The sequence below is a fragment of the Streptomyces sp. NPDC059895 genome (assembly GCF_042731035.1).
Classification (GTDB): Bacteria; Actinomycetota; Actinomycetes; order Streptomycetales; family Streptomycetaceae; genus Streptomyces.
Window position 1 is genome coordinate 36,150 of sequence record NZ_JBHWKO010000043.1, and the last position, 17,440, is coordinate 53,589.

13 protein-coding genes and 2 pseudogenes are annotated in these 17,440 nt (G+C 69.0%); 8 read left to right on the top strand and 7 right to left on the bottom strand.

The window, feature by feature from the left end:
• Positions 1-17: 17 nt before the first annotated feature.
• Positions 18-1,247: pseudogene (locus tag ACFV9M_RS33575) on the top strand (IS3 family transposase); the annotation flags it as partial.
• A gap of 92 nt (positions 1,248-1,339) precedes the next feature.
• Here ACFV9M_RS33575 and ACFV9M_RS33580 read toward each other — a convergent pair.
• Together ACFV9M_RS33580 and ACFV9M_RS33585 are read right to left on the bottom strand one after the other, a co-directional pair.
• Positions 1,340-2,185 (bottom strand): hypothetical protein, encoded by an 846-nt coding sequence (locus tag ACFV9M_RS33580; protein ID WP_385073115.1) that lies wholly within the window; start codon positions 2,183-2,185, stop codon positions 1,340-1,342.
• Positions 2,186-2,847: 662 nt separating this feature from the next.
• On the bottom strand, positions 2,848-4,182 hold the full coding sequence (locus tag ACFV9M_RS33585; RefSeq protein ID WP_385073030.1) for an aspartate aminotransferase family protein: 1,335 nt from the start codon (positions 4,180-4,182) through the stop codon (positions 2,848-2,850).
• Positions 4,183-4,275: 93 nt separating this feature from the next.
• Here ACFV9M_RS33585 and ACFV9M_RS33590 point away from each other — a divergent pair, with 93 nt between their 5' ends.
• Entirely contained in the window at positions 4,276-5,022 is a 747-nt protein-coding gene (locus ACFV9M_RS33590) for an SDR family oxidoreductase (protein WP_385073026.1), read from the top strand.
• Between the two features lie 39 nt (positions 5,023-5,061).
• On the opposite strand, the pseudogene ACFV9M_RS33595 reads toward ACFV9M_RS33590, so the two are convergent.
• The 4 genes and pseudogenes from ACFV9M_RS33595 to ACFV9M_RS33610 form a co-directional block, all read right to left on the bottom strand.
• Positions 5,062-5,535 (bottom strand): annotated as a pseudogene (locus ACFV9M_RS33595) (DUF6309 family protein); the annotation flags it as partial.
• Positions 5,532-6,341 (bottom strand): phytanoyl-CoA dioxygenase family protein, encoded by an 810-nt coding sequence (locus tag ACFV9M_RS33600; protein ID WP_385073024.1) that lies wholly within the window; start codon positions 6,339-6,341, stop codon positions 5,532-5,534. The gene ACFV9M_RS33600 and the pseudogene ACFV9M_RS33595, both read right to left, overlap by 4 nt.
• Positions 6,342-7,259: 918 nt before the next feature.
• Positions 7,260-9,458 carry a 2Fe-2S iron-sulfur cluster-binding protein gene (locus ACFV9M_RS33605; RefSeq protein WP_385073021.1) on the bottom strand — a complete coding sequence of 733 codons (2,199 nt, stop codon included), beginning with the start codon at positions 9,456-9,458 and terminating at the stop codon, positions 7,260-7,262.
• Positions 9,459-9,469: 11 nt separating this feature from the next.
• Complete coding sequence (locus ACFV9M_RS33610) at positions 9,470-10,270, bottom strand: siderophore-interacting protein (protein WP_385073018.1); 801 nt, start codon at positions 10,268-10,270, stop codon at positions 9,470-9,472.
• Between the two features lie 111 nt (positions 10,271-10,381).
• Here ACFV9M_RS33610 and ACFV9M_RS33615 point away from each other — a divergent pair, with 111 nt between their 5' ends.
• The 4 genes from ACFV9M_RS33615 (at position 10,382) to ACFV9M_RS33630 (ending at position 14,271) form a co-directional block, all read left to right on the top strand.
• Complete coding sequence (locus tag ACFV9M_RS33615) at positions 10,382-11,002, top strand: TetR/AcrR family transcriptional regulator (RefSeq protein ID WP_385073015.1); 621 nt, start codon at positions 10,382-10,384, stop codon at positions 11,000-11,002.
• Positions 11,003-11,047: 45 nt separating this feature from the next.
• Positions 11,048-11,410 (top strand): hypothetical protein, encoded by a 363-nt coding sequence (locus tag ACFV9M_RS33620; protein ID WP_385073013.1) that lies wholly within the window; start codon positions 11,048-11,050, stop codon positions 11,408-11,410.
• A gap of 1,328 nt (positions 11,411-12,738) precedes the next feature.
• Positions 12,739-13,434, top strand: a complete 696-nt coding sequence (locus tag ACFV9M_RS33625; RefSeq protein WP_385073010.1) for a PP2C family protein-serine/threonine phosphatase — start codon at positions 12,739-12,741, stop codon at positions 13,432-13,434.
• 327 nt (positions 13,435-13,761) lie between these two features.
• Positions 13,762-14,271 carry a hypothetical protein gene (locus tag ACFV9M_RS33630; protein ID WP_385073008.1) on the top strand — a complete coding sequence of 170 codons (510 nt, stop codon included), beginning with the start codon at positions 13,762-13,764 and terminating at the stop codon, positions 14,269-14,271.
• Between the two features lie 143 nt (positions 14,272-14,414).
• Here ACFV9M_RS33630 and ACFV9M_RS33635 read toward each other — a convergent pair whose 3' ends face one another.
• Complete coding sequence (locus tag ACFV9M_RS33635) at positions 14,415-14,579, bottom strand: hypothetical protein (RefSeq protein ID WP_385073006.1); 165 nt, start codon at positions 14,577-14,579, stop codon at positions 14,415-14,417.
• A 557-nt stretch (positions 14,580-15,136) separates the two neighbouring features.
• Here ACFV9M_RS33635 and ACFV9M_RS33640 point away from each other — a divergent pair.
• Together ACFV9M_RS33640 and ACFV9M_RS33645 are read left to right on the top strand one after the other, a co-directional pair.
• A complete protein-coding gene (locus ACFV9M_RS33640) occupies positions 15,137-15,994 on the top strand; it encodes an MHYT domain-containing protein (protein ID WP_385073004.1) in 858 nt (285 codons plus the stop codon).
• Positions 15,995-16,125: 131 nt separating this feature from the next.
• Positions 16,126-17,418, top strand: a complete 1,293-nt coding sequence (locus tag ACFV9M_RS33645; RefSeq protein ID WP_385073001.1) for a choice-of-anchor A family protein — start codon at positions 16,126-16,128, stop codon at positions 17,416-17,418.
• The last annotated feature ends 22 nt before the right edge of the window (positions 17,419-17,440 follow it).

Sequence of the window (17,440 nt, forward strand, 5' to 3'; positions counted from 1 at the left end):
CCTGAGAGGATCGAGTCATGGCACGTCCGTCCCCCTATCCTGCCGAGCTTCGTAAGCGTGCGGTGCGCATGGTCGCGGAGGTCCGCCCGAATTACCCGACCGAGTGGGCCGCGATGAAGGCGGTCGCCGCGAAGCTCGGGATCGGTGCCGCTGAGACGGTCCGGACCTGGGTCCGCAAAGCCGAAGTCGATGCCGGCCAGCGCCCGGGCGTGACTGGCGTGACTTCGGACGAGGCTGCAGAGATCAAGCGCCTGAAGGCGGAGAACGCCGAACTTCGGCGGGCCAACGAGATCCTCAAGGCGGCATCGGCTTTCTTCGCGGCCGAGCTCGACCGGCCGTCGAAGCGCTCGTAGTGTTCATCGACGAGTTCAAGAAGGTGTTCGGAGTCGAGCCGATCTGCCGAGTCCTGATCAGCCACGGACTGAAGATCGCGACGAGCACCTATTGCGCGGCGAAGAACCGCACACCCAGCACCCGAACAGTCCGCGACACCGAACTGAAGACGCAGATCAGCCGCGTCCACACGGACAACTTCAGCGTCTACGGGGTCAGGAAAGTCTGGCGGCAGCTGCATCGCGAGGGCATACCGGTGGCCCGCTGCACCGTCGCCCGGCTGATGCGCGACCTGGGCCTGGAAGGCGTCCGGCGAGGGAAGAAGATCCGCACCACCGTCCGGGACGACGGCCATGATCGGGCAGCTGACCTGCTGCAACGCGACTTCACGGCGTCCCGGCCGAACGAGAGACGGGTCGCGGACTTCACCTATGTCGCCACCTGGTCCGGGATCGTCTACGTCGCGTTCGTCGTGGACGTGTTCTCCCGGGCGATCGTGGGCTGGTCCGCCGCCACCAGTAAGCGGGCCAAGCTCGTCCTCGACGCCCTCGACATGGCCCTGTGGCGTCGAGAACGCTCTGGAACTCCCTCTGGACCGGGCCTCGTTCATCATTCGGATGCCGGCAGCCCATACACGTCTTTCGCGTTCACCGCGCACCTCCTCGAGGCGGGTGTCGACGCCTCGATCGGCACCGTCGGCGACGCCCTGGACAACGCGCTCATGGAATCCCAGATCGGCCTCTACAAGACAGAGTTGATCAAGCCTCGCAGGCCCTGGCACGGCCTCGCCGACGTCGAACTCGGCACCGCGGAATGGGTCGACTGGTTCGACAACCAGTGCCTCCACACCGCGCCTCCACACCGCGATCGGAGCCATCCCACCCCACGAGCACGAGACCAACCACTACGCTCAACACCAGCCCCAACCGGCGGCTGGAGTCAACGCACAGAGCCTCCACCGATCCCGGAGCGGTTCATCACCGGGTCAGCTGGTCGGGCTGCCGATTCAGACACCGTCCTTGTGGCCGTTCGCGACGAGCAGCTGCTCCATGCTCTTGTGGGCGGGGGCGGCTTGGGAGTTGCTCTCGTCGTGGAAAAGCCTGAGGTACTGGATGAGGGCGCTCACACACGTGTCACGTCCGTCGTACTCTGCGTTGTCGACGAGCTGGCAGTCTCTGGAGATCTCCCTCGTCCGCCCGTCTGCACCGGTGTACAGGGGGTGCCAGATCATTTTCACGTTCGGGTTCAACCGCTGGACCAGTCGGAGCTCTGGGACTTCCAGCCTGATGAGGATGCTGTCGGGAGAGTAGGCCCGCACGAAGATGTGCACGGGTCCGGTGGCGAGGGACACGAAAGCCTTGGACAGGATGCTCCACATCGGCCCTGTCAGCTTCCAGTCCGGATGCAGTTCCAGGACGTTGAGCACGCTGCCGATCCGGGTCTGCGCCAGCGGTGTGTGGCCCTTCTCGTACGCGTAATCGTTGACCTCGATACCGCCGGCCCACAGGGCCATGGTGGGCGTCTTGATCTCCAGATGCTTGGTCATGAGCTTGACGAACTCCCGGTACCACGTGTTCGTCGCACGGATCTCGCGCTGCTCCTGGCGGTCACTCGTTCTCGCCGCGGCCTCATCGTTCAGCGCGCGCTGCGAGTCGACCCCACCGAGCAGGAGTTGCCAAGCGTCGTCGGCATCGGCTTGGGGAATGCCCGCAGCCTTTGTCAGTTGCTGGTACGGCCCCCACTCGGGGTGCTCCGTGGGCCTCGTGGCGTAGTGCTCGTTCAGGGCGCCCGCCTGGCGTTGCACCCAGCGGGTTGCCGCCGCGTTCCCCGCGCGCTGCTGAAGCGCGGCCATACCGGTGAGGGGCGCCCTACGCCCGGCGGTGGCCTGCGGCGCCGTCTGCGCCTCCGTGGCTCTCCGTTGCTCACGCACGCTTTTGTCATCCTTCCGGTCGATGTCACCCGAGCCTAGAGCGGTAGCAGTGAACGGACGAGGTACGGGAAGGCAGCCACCAGGGCATGCACATCCTCCCCGACCGTCTCCGACGAAGAGGCCGATCCGCTTTCGAGTGGAGATCGGTGGTCTGCACACCATCCGTGCCGCCCTGGCCGACGTTGCCGTGCGAGAGGCTCCAGGCCCAGCCCCACCGAACGCCCAGATGCGGTAGGCCTTCCCTGATAACTGTGGTCGGGGACGTGGCGGCTGTCGTCCGGGCGCATGTAATACCCGGCCGGGTGGTCCGCATTCAGGGTGAACACCGGACGGCCCGTCTCCTGCACGACCGTCCGGTCCCCAGAGCGCCGGTGAGGATCAGCAGCTGACCGTCACTGATACCGCACTCGGTACTCGAGCCCTTAGGCACCACCACGTCGATCTGCGTCACGTCGTCCGGTCCTGCGAGGAGGAGAAGGAGACAGCCGGCGGTCAACGGCGCCGTCGGCGTGTGCTCCAAAGGACGGGAATGCCGACGTCGTCTCCCCGGGTTCAGGTCCAGCGGGGTGATCGCGGGTTTGTCGTCACAGGGCCTTGAACGCTTCCGTGACAGCCTCGCAGGTGGCCGCGAGGTCGTCGTCCGTGACCGCGGCGGAGACGAACCAGCAGGCCATGGGGAAGGCATTGGCGTGGACTCCGCGTTTGAGGAGTTCATGCCGGAAGGCATGGGACCGGACCTGGTCGACGCGCAGCAGGTCGCGGTAGTTGCGGGTGGGGCGGCCGTCGGCGGTGAAGACGGTCTGGAACATGGCACCGACGCCTTGCACGGAGCAGGGGATTCCCTGGTCGTGCGCCGCCTTCCGTGCCGTCTCCATCACCTGGCGGCCGGTGTCGTCGATCCGCTGGACGACGGCGGGATCGCCGAGTTGCCGCAGGGTCACCAGGGCGGCCGTCGCGCACAGCGGCGAGGCGTTGTACGTGCCGCCGTGCTTGAGCCGTCCTGAGGCGAGCGCGTCCATGATCTCTTGGCGTCCGGCGAAGGCGGCGATGGGCAGGCCGCCCCCGAGGGCCTTGGAGAACAAGGCGAGGTCGGGTTCCACGCCGAAGAGGGCCTGGGCCCCGCCGGGGCCCGTGCGGAAACCGGTGCAGACCTCGTCGAAGATCAGCACGATGCCGCGGGTGGTGCACTCCTCGCGCAAGGCCTCCAGATATCCCGCCTCGGGCATGGTGCAGGCGTTGTTGGCGACGATCGGCTCACAGATGACGGCGGCGAGCTCCCCGGCATGGGCGTCGAGCATCGCACGCAGCGCGGTCAGGTCGTTCCAGGGGCAGACCACGACGTCCTGCACGACACCGGCGGGGATTCCCGGGGAGTGCGGGACGGGCCGTGGCGTGTCGGAGGGGCCGGCCTCGTGCTCCGTGGGGCGGTTCGAGATCGCCAGGGTGTCCGACCACCCGTGGTAGTGCCCTTCGAACTTCAGGATCCGAGAGCGCCCGGTGTGGCCACGGGCGGTACGTACGGCGCCCTGTACGGCCTCGCTGCCGGAGTTCGCGAAGCGGACGAGTTCCGCGCAGGGCACCATCTGGCAGATCGTCTCCGCCAGCTCTACCTCCGGGACGTTGCAGGTGCCGAACATCGTGCCGCTGTGCAGCACCTGGGTGAGGGCGTCCGTCAGCACGGGCGGGGCATGGCCGAGAACGGCGCTGCCGTAGGAGATGAGGTAGTCGATGTACTCGTTGCCGTCGACGTCCCGGATCCGGGAGCCGGACCCGCTGCTGATGTAGAGCGGGTAGGGATGCGGCCCTGTGGAGGTGAGGCGGGAGGACGAACTGATCCCGCCCGCGAGGGAGTGCTGCGCACGCTCGAACCACGACCTGCTGCCGTCCGTGCCGTGCAGCGCCTGTAAACGGTCATTCACGGTTGCTCCTGTTTGCTGAGGTGTGCCCGGGGACACGCTTGCGGGTGTTCGGACCGGCGTCATGGACGGCGTGAGAGGAAGGGGTGGTGCGGTGTGGTGAGGACGGCTGTGGTCACGGGGGCGGGGAGCGGTATCGGGCAGGCCTGTGCCCTGGGTCTGCTGGCCGACGGCTGGACGGTCGTGCTGACCGGCCGTCGAGAGGAGCGGCTGCGTGATTCGGCGCGCCTCGCCGATACCCGCGACCGCGACCGGGCGGTGGTGCTGCCCGCAGATGTCACCGACGCGGAGTCCGTGGACGCGCTGTTCTCCGCAGTGGTGGAACGGTGGGGACGCCTGGACCTGCTGTTCAACAACGCCGCTGACGTCATGCCGTACACGCCCACCGAGGACGTGGACGTGGCGGACTGGCATCGGGTGATGGACTCGATCGCCACCGGAACCTTCCTGTGTTCGCGGGCGGCCTTTCGGATCATGAAGGCGCAGACCCCCCGGGGCGGGCGGATCGTCAACAACGGGGCCCCGTCCGCCCAGATGCCGAGGCCGGACTCGGTCGCGTTCACCGCGGCCAAACACGCCGTGGCCGGCATCACCCGCTCGCTCTCCCTCGACGGCCGCCGCTACGACATCTCCTGTGGCCAGATCGACATCGGCAACGTGACCCCCGCCGACCGTCCGCAGCCCGCTGTCCGGCAGCCCGACGGCTCACTGCGGGTGGAGCCCACCATGGACATCCGGCACGTGGTCGACATGGTCCGGGCCATGGCCGCCCTTCCGGTCGGGGTGAACATCCAGTCCGTCCTGGTCATGCCCAGCGCCATGCCCTACGTCGGCCGAGGATAGGCCCGCCACGTACGCGTTCAGCAGTTGGCCGGGCGCCAGGCGTTTCGCCCGCTCCCAGGCCAGCATCCGGTGCAATCCGTCCAGGTGGATCAGCCCTTCCCGGACGGACAGTCCCTCGTAGTCCGGTCCTCCCACTGCCCTGGTGCTCAGGAACACCGCGGTGGGCGCGGCGTGGACCTGGCGGGCCAGCTTGCGGGCGCACAGCGGATTGGACGCGGCGTACGCATCCCCCAGTGCCGCCAGCCGGGCGGCGGCGGCCCGCACGGTGAGGCCCGTCCTCGGGATCAGCTCGACCTCCCCGTCCTCGCCCAGATGCCAGGGCAGCACCACGCCGCTGACCTCCGGCCCCTCCAGCAGTACCCGGTGCCAGCGGCCCTCCGCGAGGGCCTGAGCGTTGCGAATATGGGTCTTCGCCTCGTCGTTGGAGTTGGCTATGTCCCCAGGGTGGTAGGGATGGTGCCGCGTGAAATGACCCAGGACCGTGTCGAAGGAGACGGCCTCCAGGACCTTCATGCCGCCCGCCCGGCGTCGCCCGGCTCGTACACGCCGAAATGACGTTCCTCGAACAACTCCGCCCACCGTCCCTGTCCCAGCCTGCGCTCCCGGCCGACCGCCAGTATCCGGCGCCAGTACGGCTTGACCGGCGGCCACAGCTCGCCCGTACGGCAGTACGACGCGTCGATCATGTACCTGTCGGTGCCGTCGGCCGCGGACACGTCCCCGGCACGTCGGGTGTGGAACAGCGCAGAGTGGAGAACCACCGCTGACCCCGGGGGCAGCTCGGCGATCAGTACCTCTCCCGGCAGGGCGCCCGTCCCGAGATGACTGCGGGCGTCCTTCTCCGCGACCTCGTGGTGCGAGCCGGGCAGCACGGCGAGAGCGCCCATGCCCGGCCGCAGGCCTTGGATGTAGTGAAGAACGTGAACCATCGGAAGCCGCCGATGCCGCTGGGGTCGCTGCTCGTAGTCGTGATGCCAGGGCTTGCCCGGGGCTCCGGAGGGGCGGCGGTCACTGTGGAGGTGGTGGAACACGAAGGCAGGGCCGAGCAGGTTCTCGTCCTCCAGCAGCTCCAGCAGCGGCGGGAACGCGGCCAGCTCCCCGTGTGCCGTCATCTCCAGCTCGACCGTCTCCGGTACCGGGCACCGATCCGGGCGTAAGCAGGCGTCGATGGAACGCTGTCGCAACCCGGAATCCACCCAGTGGTCGACCTCCCGTGTCAGACGTCCGACGAAAAGGCTGGGCAGAAGGTCCGGAAGCACCAGGAACCCCTTCTCGTCGAACTCCTTGATGTGCGCTGCGACATCCGAAGCGGCGATCACGCGGCTGAACCTCCGTTGTACACCGATGGGCGGCCAGGGACAGATAAGGCTGCGCCATCCATATCCAGGTCTTTCCGGAGCCATACCATTACGCAGCGGAATGACCGGTCTCCAGCCCTGGAGGTGCTATAGCAGGGCCTCAAAGGGGCGGAGGGTTCTTTCCGGGACGGGTGAGGCACCGATGCCACGGACGAGCGGCCGGTTCTTGCACCCAAAACGGGTCGGCGCCGGACAACCTCGCACAGGGATAGGTTCCTGCTCAGAGGCGGGTCCTTCCAGTGCCGGATCCACGCTGAACATCTGATAGGCGAGGTGGCCGGCCAGACCACCGACAGTCCACTGCGCCAACGCGCTGGGTTTCTCCCAGGAGACGGCCACTTCTGGTGCGTCCAGCAGGGCTACGGCCTGCGCGGCGGTCTCCAAGTAGGCGTTCTTCAGACGCACAAGCCCCTCATGATCCGTCCTGAATCCCAGCCCTACGCAGTCCCGCCGAGGGCGGAAGCGAAGTACCACACGACCGCCCACGCAGCACGGTCGCCCCAAAATGGCAAACCGCTCAAATGCCTCGCCTTGTGACCCGCCAGCGTGCCGAGTGACATCACAAGTCACTGACATTGATCAAGCCGACGCCTCCCTGGGTGACTCCCGAAGTCCCCACCAAACGACTCCCGAAGAAACAGGCACAGCCAGTTACGTCACCGCCGCCCATCCTGAACGCACCGCCAAGTTACCTGTGCAGCTGCTGCGGGTTGCACATATGCGGGTTGCACATATGAGGTGCACAGCGACCGGTTGACGAACCGGTCAGGCAGGGCGACGTAGCCGCCCGTGACGAATCGGCCTTCCCGCTCCGTCAGCGTCAGCGTCAGCGCATGCGCGCCTGGTTTCGGTGGCCGCGGTGGGGCGACCAGCCGGCGATCACGGGTCCGCGATGTCGAGGGTGACCTTCGACAGGGGGCAGCTCACGCACGTCAGGACATAGCCGTCGGCCTGCTGCTGTGGCGTGAGGCAGTTCGGCTCGTTCTGCGTGACTTCTCCGCTGCGGAGTCGCACCATGCAGTCGCCGCAGTTCCCGACCGTGCAGGAGTATGGCATCGGCAGCCCCGCGGCGAGTCCCGCGTCGAGCAGTGTCTGGCCGGGCTCGACCACCACCGTGCCGACGGCGTCCCCGTCCTCCTCGACGGTCATCTTCCGCGGCACCGTCACCGCGGTCCCGGTGCCCGCTCCACTGGCGAAGCGCTCCTGGTGCACCAGCTCGACCGGGACTCCCAGCCCGGCCACGACGCCCTGGACGGCGTCCATCAGCGGTTCGGGACCGCAGGTGTAGTAGTGAGCGTCCCTGGCCGGGACCAGGCCGGTGATCCAGCGGCGTATGCCGTCCGCGTCGAGCCGCCCGTCGCGGCGGGTCAGGACGTGGGTGACCGAGAGCCGGTCGGGATGGTCCTTCGCCAGCCGGGTCAGCTCGTCGGCGAAGATGATCTCGTCCGTGCTGCGGCTGCTGTAGAGCAGCGCGATCCGGTCGCGGCCTGGCCGGTCGGCGAGCCGGGTGCGGATCATGCTCATCATCGGTGTCACGCCGCTGCCCGCCGCGACGAGCACGATCTCGTCCGGGGGCTGTGGCTCGGTGTGGAAGGACCCCGACGGGCCGCGCACCGCGAGGCGGTCCCCGGCCCGCAGGCTCCGGTGCACGTGGGTGGAGAACCGGCCGCCGTCGATGTGCTTGACGGTGACCTCCAGCCGAGACGCCCCGGGGGCCGACGAGGCCGAATAGGCCCGTCGTACCGGGCGTCCGTCGATGTCGGCGACAAGGGTGAAGAACTGGCCGGGCCGGAAGTCGAACGGTCCCGGGTTCCGGCCGGCGTCCTCAAGCACGAGGGTGACCGCGGTCGGTGTCTCTCTGCGCACCTCGGTGACGCGCACCTCCCGCAGCGGGTTGTCCGTCCCCGCGTCCTTCGTCCCGCCGTCGTCGGCAGGACGTCGGCGCGGGAAGCCACGGCGCCGCCCTTCCTTGCGGGGCTCGACGTCCTCGTAGCCCTCCTTCCGCAGCCCTGAGCGGTAGAGCCGGTCTGTCGCCAGCCGTAGCAGCCGGGTCGCCCCCGGGATCGCCCCGACGAGCCTCAGCAGGAAGGCGGGTGGACCGTCCTCGGCGTTGGCCGAACTGACGGCGAGGTGTTCTCCCGCGAGCGCTATCAGATCCGGCGCCGTGCTCCGGTCGAGGTGTGCGCCGGGGGTCCACAGCCGTGAGCGTGCCACGGCGTCGTTGCCGGTCACCTCGGCGTGCTCGACGTCGATGAGCAGCGCCAGGTGCGGGGGCATCCCGCGCAGCGCCATCGTCTCCAGCAGCGCTCGATCGTCGGTGATCGCGCCGCGACCGCGGACATGCAGCACACCGCTGCGGCCCGGTACGAGCGCGGCGAACGAGAGCCTGTCGTCCTGCAGCAGGTTGTGGAGCGTGTCGGCGCGTTTGTTGCCCTTGCGGTCCGGGACGACGAGCGTGCGGCTGTCCAGGATCCGGGCCGCCGTCTGCCGGTCCCCGCGGGGACTCGTGTCGCTCCCGCCGGACGAGTCCCACGTGGACAACGCGAGGAACGGTGCTGCGGCCAGGAACTCGACGACGCCGGGTCGGCACAGCGGGCCGTCCCCCGCGATCTCGGTGGTCGGCCCGGCCGGGGCGGGCGGCTGCCACAGGCGGGACCGGAGGACGGCCTGGGCGCAGTGCACGTACGCCTCCCCGATGTCGACGGTCGTCTCCGCGCCCTTCCGCGCGGCCACCGAACCGTTGACGCGCAGGACCTCCCCGACGCCCGGCAGGAGGAAGAAGAACGAGACCGGACCGTGCGGGTCGCCGGCCTCGGGCAGGGAGAACGAGATCCGTGTGGGCGAGTGGACGTGTGCGAACCCCGGTATGCCGCCGATGAAGGTCGTTCTGCTGGTGCCGTCCGCGTTCCGGTAGCCGAGGGCCGCGATCGGGCACAGGGCGAGGACGGTCCGGCAGCCCTCGTCGAGGGCACTGATCTGCTTGAGCACGACCGCCGACGCCGGGCGGCCGACGGTGGCCTCGACCTCGTCCACCGTCGTCAGCCGACCCAGGGCGCTCAACTGGTTTTCTTGCTGCACAAGGATTCCTTTCAGCCGGGGGTCGACCGGCCCAGGCGCCAGTAGCCGAAGAACGAGATGTCTCGCCTGGGCACGCCACGGTCGTTGACCAGATGCCGCCGCAACGTCGTGGCCAGCCGGGACTCGCCCGCGACCCATGTGTAGAAGCGGCCGGACGGCAGCGACGCGCGGCGCACCGCGTCCAGCGCCAAGGTGCCGGGCCGCAGATCTTCGTCGTCGCGGCTGAACCAGTGGACGCGGACGCCGGCGGCCGCCTCGACGGACCGGATGTCGGCCGCGGCCGCCACTTCCAGGTAGACCTCCGTGGCCAACGAGGGCGGTGTTCCGTCGAGGATCGACAGGATGGCGGGCAGCGCGGTCTCGTCGCCGACCAGCAGCTGCCCCTCCGCGTGCTCCGGCAGCCGGTACATGGTGCCGATGTCGAAGATCCCCGCCGGGTCGCCCGGCTCGGCCCGGCGCACCCAGGACGACATGGGCGAGTCACCGTGCATGGCGAATTCGATGTCGATCTCGTCGTCCGCGGGCCGCACCCGCCGGACCGTCAGATTGCGGACCAACGGGCGCACCGACTTCGGCAGCAGCATCAGCTGGGCGATCCATGCCTCGTTCGAGACGGTCGGCATCCGCAACGCGCTCTGTCCCTCGCGTGGGAAGAACAGGCGAACCGCCTGGTCGTTGCCGGCGACGACCAGGTCCCGTACGGCCGGGCCGCCCAGGGTGAGGCTCGCGAAGCCCGGCGTGAGGAACTCACGGCGGCGCACCTCCACCGTGATCATCGTGCGTTGCTCGGGCGGGTACACCTTGGGGATCACGGCCTGCGCCCCACATCCGGCATGGCCTTGTTTTCGCAGGTCATGGCACTATTGTGAGGAGTAGCTCAGTTCTTTGGCTACTCGCTTTTCGCGCCTTGAGGAGGCCCCCGGATGCCGTCGGCCGACCGCCGTCTTCAGCCACGTCGCATGCCCCGCCAGGTGCGCGCGGAACTCACTCGCGAGCGCGTCCTCACCGCGGCTGCTCACGTTTTCGCCGAGCACGGCTACGCCGCGGGCACCACCAACCGCATCGCCGAGCGCGCCCGTATCTCCATCGGCTCGCTCTACCAGTACTTCCCGAACAAGGACGCCATCCTCGTCGAGCTGCTGGTGCGGCACATCGACCGCGGCAGATGGACGCAGGCCGACCAACTCGATCTGTCCGCCGGGAGTTTGGAGGCGACGGTTCGAGCACTGGTCCGCGATGCGATCGACAACCATCGCGACGATCCGCAGCTGCTGCGGATCATGTTCGAGGAGGCGCCGGTCTCGCAGGAACTGCTCGACACGATTGCCCGGCACGAAAGGAAGCGTGTCGATCAGGTGCGCGACCTCCTCGCCCGCCATCCCGACGTCCACGTACGAGACCTCGACGCCGCGGCCGAGTTGATCGTGTTCACCGTGGAGGCGAACTCGCACAAGCTCATGGCCTACCCGCGGACCACCCAGGTCGAGACGTTCGAGAACGAACTGGTGGCCATGGTCACTCGCTATCTGCGCGGCGATCAGTAGCCGATCACGCGCAGCGCCGACGAGGCCAAGGGGAGAGCCGAGGCCATGGTGGAGCGACGTCTGCCGGTTGCGACGCACTGGGGCAGCTTTGTCGCGGTGGTTGATTCGGGCCAGTTGGTCCGGATTGAACCGAGGGGCGATGACCCCGCGCCGTCGCCTATCGGCCCCGGGATGGTGACAGCCGTCGACGACAGCGCTCGCGTGTTGCGCCCCGCCGTGCGCAAGGGCTGGCTGGACGGCCTGCCGCGCGCCCACGACACGGCCAGAGGCGCGGACGCCTTCGTGGAGGTGAGCTGGGACGACGCGATCACCGTGGCAATGCCTGTTCACGGAGGGGCAGTCGAGCGTTCGCGCGGATCGGAATGCGAACGAGGGCTTGAGGTGGGCGAGCGTCGGCGGTCTCGATGACGGCCTCACGGTGGTGACGGGACGACGGGGTCCGGCCCCGGGGATCAGGTGGCCTCAGGGTGACGGTGGTGACCGCCACCGCCAGGTTGATCAGTCCCGTTGCGCTTCGCGAGAGCCCGGTTGCCCGCCTCCGCGGGAGCTTCGGCGGGTGGTTCGCCTGGTCCTGAGCGTGATGGCGGCCCAGGTGATCAACGACTCGGTCTCAGGTTCGGCGGACGTCCTTGCCGACCCCCGCGAGAAGCCGGTGCGACTCGGTGCCGGCAGCGCGAGACGGCCCGCACGCCGTGCAGCGGGTGCCCGGTCGGCGAGTTCGGGCGATCATCGGAGTGTGACGTACAGCGATCCCCTGTGGGGTCCCGGGGGAGTCGACGACCGTCCGTCGGAGGGCGTGCTCAGAGATCTGCGGCGGTACGAGACGCTGCTGTCCGCGACCCGGCAGCTCGTGTGGGCGATGTCTTCCGAAGGCCTCGTCACCGTACTGGCCAGGAGCCCCTCGGACCCCACCGTCCGGCTCGGGCACCCGGAGTCCCTCGAGACCTGGCTGAGCACTGTGCACCCGAAAGACCTGCCCCGGCTGGAGCACGCGTGGCAGACCGCGACCGAGACCGCCGGTCTTTTCGAGATCGTTGTCCGGGTACAGGAACTGGGGTATACCCACCGCTACCGGCATGTACAGGTCACGGCGGTGCCCGTGCTCCAGGACGGGACCGTCCGGGAGTGGATCGGCACCACCAGCGACGCGGAAGAGAGGTGGTACCTGCGGACCCGGGAGCGCCTGCTGGCAGCGATGAGCCAGGTACCGACGGCACGCGACATATGCGAGGCTTTCGAGACGACTGCGGCCGCCCTGGTGCCCGAGCTGGTGGACGCGTTCGCCATATTCCGGCTCGACCGGTCCGCCCCGTCTCCGTCACGAGAGCGCTCAGGGGCCGGTTACACCGATGGGCGTACAGCCCTGGCCCCCGGCCTGCCACCGCTGCCCCCGATGCGGGAGATGTTCCTGGGGTCGATGGCGCAGAAGGCGATCGCGGACGGTGTCACCAGGATGCTGACCTTCCCGCCCGGCGGCCCTCCGCGTGAGCTGGTCTCGGCGGCCTCCGCCGCATGGATGGCGAAGGCGGGGACCACCAGTGTCGCCCTGATCCCGATTCGCCTTGGTGGCGAGTCCGTGGCGCTCGCCGCGGCCGCCACCTGCCATGGCAACCCGCCGTTCAGCGATACGGATCTCCAGCTCCTCAAGGAAGTGCTGGACCGGATGGGAGGTCCCTTGCAGGACCCTGGAGTACCAGGACGTCCGCGACACGGCGCTGACACTCCAGCGGTCCCTGTTGATCGCGCCTCCCTCGGTCGAAGGCGCCGAGATCGTGGCCTCCTACCGGCCCGCGAGTTCCTACGCGGAGATCGGCGGCGACTGGTACGACGCACTCCGGCTGCCCGACGGCACGGTCACCCTCACCATCGGAGACATCGCCGGCCACGATCTGAGGGCCGCCACCGCGATGAGCCGGCTGCACAACATGCTGCGTGGCATGGTCTACGACCGCACCCCGCATGAGGATCCCGCACAGATCCTGGGCCGCCTGGACGAAGTGGCACAGGGACTGGATATCGCCCCGCTGGTCACCATCATCCACGCCGCCCTGCGCAGAGACCGGCCGGGGCGATGGCACGCTGTGCTGTGCAACGCCGGTCACCCCCCGCCCCTGCTGATCCCCGCCTCGTCCCCGCCCCGCTACCTGCACACTCCCGGCGAACCCGACCCTCCGCTGTGCGTGGCCCCGGGGCTGGCGCGGAGGGACTGGCCGACGGAACTCGGCACAGGCGACACACTGCTGTTCTACACGGACGGGCTGGTGGAAGTGCCCGGCACGGACATCACGGACGGCCTCGAACGGCTCGCCGGCCGCGTCGGATCACCGCACGCCCGTAGCCTGCCCCTGGCCGACCTGATCGAAGACGTTCTCACCCTGCCTGACGTACCGAGCGACGACATCGCCGTCATCGGCTTCCGCGCCACCAGCTGATCCAGGACCGGTCGAGGCCGCCGGCCCTGACCTCCCTCGGCGGTGACATTTACGCCACCTGCCCCTAGGGCCCTTTTGACGGATCTCCGCGGCGTCGCGACGCCCGGCACGCCCTCTCGCCGCACCGGGCGAAAGCCCACGTACAACCAGTACGCGAGCTTCCGCCCGGCACACCGAGAGCACGCACCGGACGCCGCTCCTTCTCCCACGGAGATCCATCAGAAGGGCCCTAGGTGTTCTGTCCTGGGAGGTTGTGGACGGGTGAGCCAGATCTCGGCTGAGGGAGGCTGCCCCGATGCCTGTACCGCCCCCCAGCGGCCGTCTGCAATGGACCGACGTCCCCACGCCCCTGCGCGCCCGCCTCGAAGACGCCCTCGGCGCACCCGTCACCGACACGGTCCTCCCCAAGGCGGCTTCGGCCACCAGCTCGCCGCCGCTCTCCGTCGGGCCGACGGCAAACGGGCCTTCGTCAAAGCGGCCCCCGACGACGACCCGCTCACCGCCGCCAACGTCCACGAGGCCGCCGTCCTCGACGCGCTGCCGCCCGGCGCCCCGGCCCCGGACCTGCTGGGCATCCACCGCGCCGCCGACTGGACCGCCGTCGTCATCGCCCACCTGGACGGCCCGCACCCCGACTTCTCCCCGGCCTCCGCCGACGCCGAACAGACCTGGGCCCTGCTGGACAAGCTCACCTCCAGCCCCGCCCCGGCCCCCTACGCCGCAGCGGTGAGCACCACGCCCTCCACCACGGCGGCCCTGCACGGCTGGGACGAACTGCTCTCCGACCCGCCGGCCAACCTCGCCGCCTGGCCCGCTCTCGCCCACGCCCGGCCATAGACATGGCAGAACAGCCGCTCGGCCGAGCACGGTGTTCGACGGCGGACGTCTGGTCCTGGCCGTCGATGTGGACTTCCCGCAGTGAGCGTCGCGCTCCCCCAGCCACGGCACGGCCGTCTCCGAGTGGATCAGTCCCGGTTGCCTCACGGCAGCACGACGATGTACGAGTTGTCGATGGCGTGAGGGCTGCCCGCCCCTCGGACGACACCGAGCGGTACGGGCTCCTCGGCGCTGGCCGGAGAGCCGAGCGCGCTCAGCAGGAGAGCCGTACACGTGCCGGCGAGCAGGGTGGATCGCCCATGCGGCATTGAGTGTGTCTCCTTGGGATCTGGTGGCCAGGCCGCCGCGTACGGGGCGGCCGCACTCACGATGCGTTGCCGTCCACCGCGTACGAGGGTTGCCGCGTTCGGCCCGTACGGCTGTGCCGTGGTCCCGGTCCCCGGTCGTGTTCTGCGGAGAACGGTAGCGATCCGGAGGCGTGAAAAAGGATCACCGCCGTCGCGGCAGTACCGCTTATGGATCACTTAAGGACTGGATCAGAGGTGCTTAAGACCGCGTCTCGGATCCTGGGAGACGAGCAGCGGCGGTGACGTCGCTTGGGCGTGGAGGCCGACGCGGTTGCCGCTGTGTCGTCGACGGTGCGGCGGAAAGGGGCCCGATCTACGGGTTCGTCGCCATCCTCGGCGGATGACGATCCGCTCGCCCGCAGCCCTGCTGTGTGGGGCGGTCCCACGCCGTGCAGACCCCTAACGCTTGAGTAACATTCCGTGCATAACCCTAAGTAACCGCACCTCCTTCATAAAAGGGGAGGTAATTTTCCCAGCGGTACTCGAAGTTGACTGAATGATCAGGAGAAAACGAGCACATGTCAGGCGCAGTCGACAGCTTCAGCTATGGGCTGGTCACACCTGTGGCGGCTTACCTGATGGCCTGTCTGGGATCGTCCCTGGGACTCCGCTGCGTGACGCGCACGGTGATGCACCAGGCGCAGAGAGGCCGGGCCGCCTGGCTCGCGCTCGGAGCCGCCTGCCTCGGAGTCGGCATCTGGACGATGCACTTCATCGCGATGATGGGCTTTCAGGTGAACCAGGCCCCCATCACGTACGACGTCCCCCTGACCGTGCTCAGTCTCGCCGTTGCCGTCGCCGTGGTCAGCCTCGGCGTATTCATGGTCGGCTACCGAGGTGCCACGAAGCGCGTCCTGCTGGCAGCGGGCGTACTCACCGGCCTGGGGGTCGCGGCCATGCACTACCTGGGCATGGCGGCCCTGCGAGTGCGCGGCGAGCTCCACTACAGCGTGCCGCTGGTGGTGCTGTCCGTGGTGATCGCGGTCATCGCGGCGACCGCCGCTCTGTGGGCCGCGGTCAGCATCCGCGGCTTCCTGCCCTCCCTCGCCGCCAGCCTGGTCATGGGCATCGCGGTCTCCGGCATGCACTACACCGGCATGGCGGCCGTCAGTGTCCACCTCCATACCACGGGCGGCCACAGCGCGGGACAGTCCGCCGGTGACCTGCTGGTCCCCATGCTCGCCGGTCCCTTCCTCTTCCTCGTGCTCGCGGCCGTCATCGTGATGTTCGACCCCATCCTCGTCGGCGGAGACCCCGCGGGCGGCGGCACCTCCGACCAGCAGCGGGCGTCCATCGCCGTACAGCTGAGCCATCGGCCCGCCCCTTACGAGCGCCAGCCGCGGGACGTCAGCGCGCCGCGGCCCGACTGGCAATGACGGTCCCGCCGACACCCGGGTCCTGAACGGACCCGACCAAGCCACCGGTGATTTGCCCGGGCCAGACGGCCTCCGTGCAGCGATCGCACCGGCCACCCAGCACCAACACGCACCAAGTGAAAAGAGTTGCCATGCCCATACCGGTCAGGAAGCTGTCGTTCGCACTGACGGCCGCGCTCGGAGGGTCCCTCGCCCTCGGTGTTCTTGCTGCACCCGTCGCGGCGGCCGCGACCACCACCTGCGAATCGCCCTTCGGCGTTGCCGACGGCTACGGCGAGTTCATCGAGACCAGCCTGCGTCACACTCCGGACGCGGAAGGGGCCGTCGCAGTCGGCGGGAACGCCGACTTCACCGGCGGCTTCTCCGTCGGCCAGGAGCTGACCGCGTCCGAGGTCAACGACCTGCCCGGCGGCAACGCGCTGGTGGTCGGCGGTGACATCAAGGGAACCGTCAACGTGATGAAGGGCAACGCCCTGCACACTGGCATCGTCGACGGCAAGATCGAGATGCACCAGGGCCGTGTCACCCAGGCTGCCTCCCCGATCGACTTCACGGCCGAGTTCGCGAAGCTGCGGAACGTCTCCGACCGGCTGAGCGCCAAGTCCGACGGCGCCGCCTACTCGCTCGCGGGCACCGTCCTGCAACTCACTGGCACCGATGCCGACAGCAACTCCTTCGTGATCCCCGCGAGCGACCTCGTCCAGGCGAAGGAAGTCCGCATCAAGGTGCCCGTCGGCGCCGTCACCATCGTCAACGTCACCGGCACTTCCTACGACCAAGCCACCGCCGGTACCAGCTCCTTCCGTCTGTACGACGCGGCTACCGGCACGTACGTGAATGACGACAAGACCTCCAGCGCCTCCGGCGGGCAGATTCGCGCGAAGCTGCTGTGGAACTTCCCCGAGGCGACCTCCGTCGCCAAGAACAGCCCGAACGCCTGGCCCGGCAGCATCCTCGCCCCGAAGGCCGCCTTCGACCTCGGCAGCGGCGGCCCGGTCAACGGCTCGGTCATCGCCAGGTCCCTCACCGGTACCGGCAGCGCCGAGACCCACCACTACCCCTTCACCGGCTGCCTGCCGGATGCCTCGGACGACTCCTCCACGGGCGAGTCGGCCGACACCCCCTCGGGCACCGCGACCGGCGACACGCCGCAGACCGACTCCGACGACGCCCCCACCCCCTCCTCGGACGCCTCTTCCGCAACGGACGGAACGGACAGCGAGGCATCCTCGGGCGACAACGCGTCCAGCACCTCCGGCAGCCCCACCGAGGACGCCTCGGCTCCGGCCGACACGGCCTCGGACGCCTCCGGTGACCTCGCCCTGACCGGCGCGGGCATGGCCGGCCCGCTCGCCATCGCCGGCGCCCTCGTCGTCGCCCTCGGCGCGGCCGTCGTCCTTCTTGCCCGCCGTCGCAAGGTCTGACCAACCAGCGCCATGAAAAGGG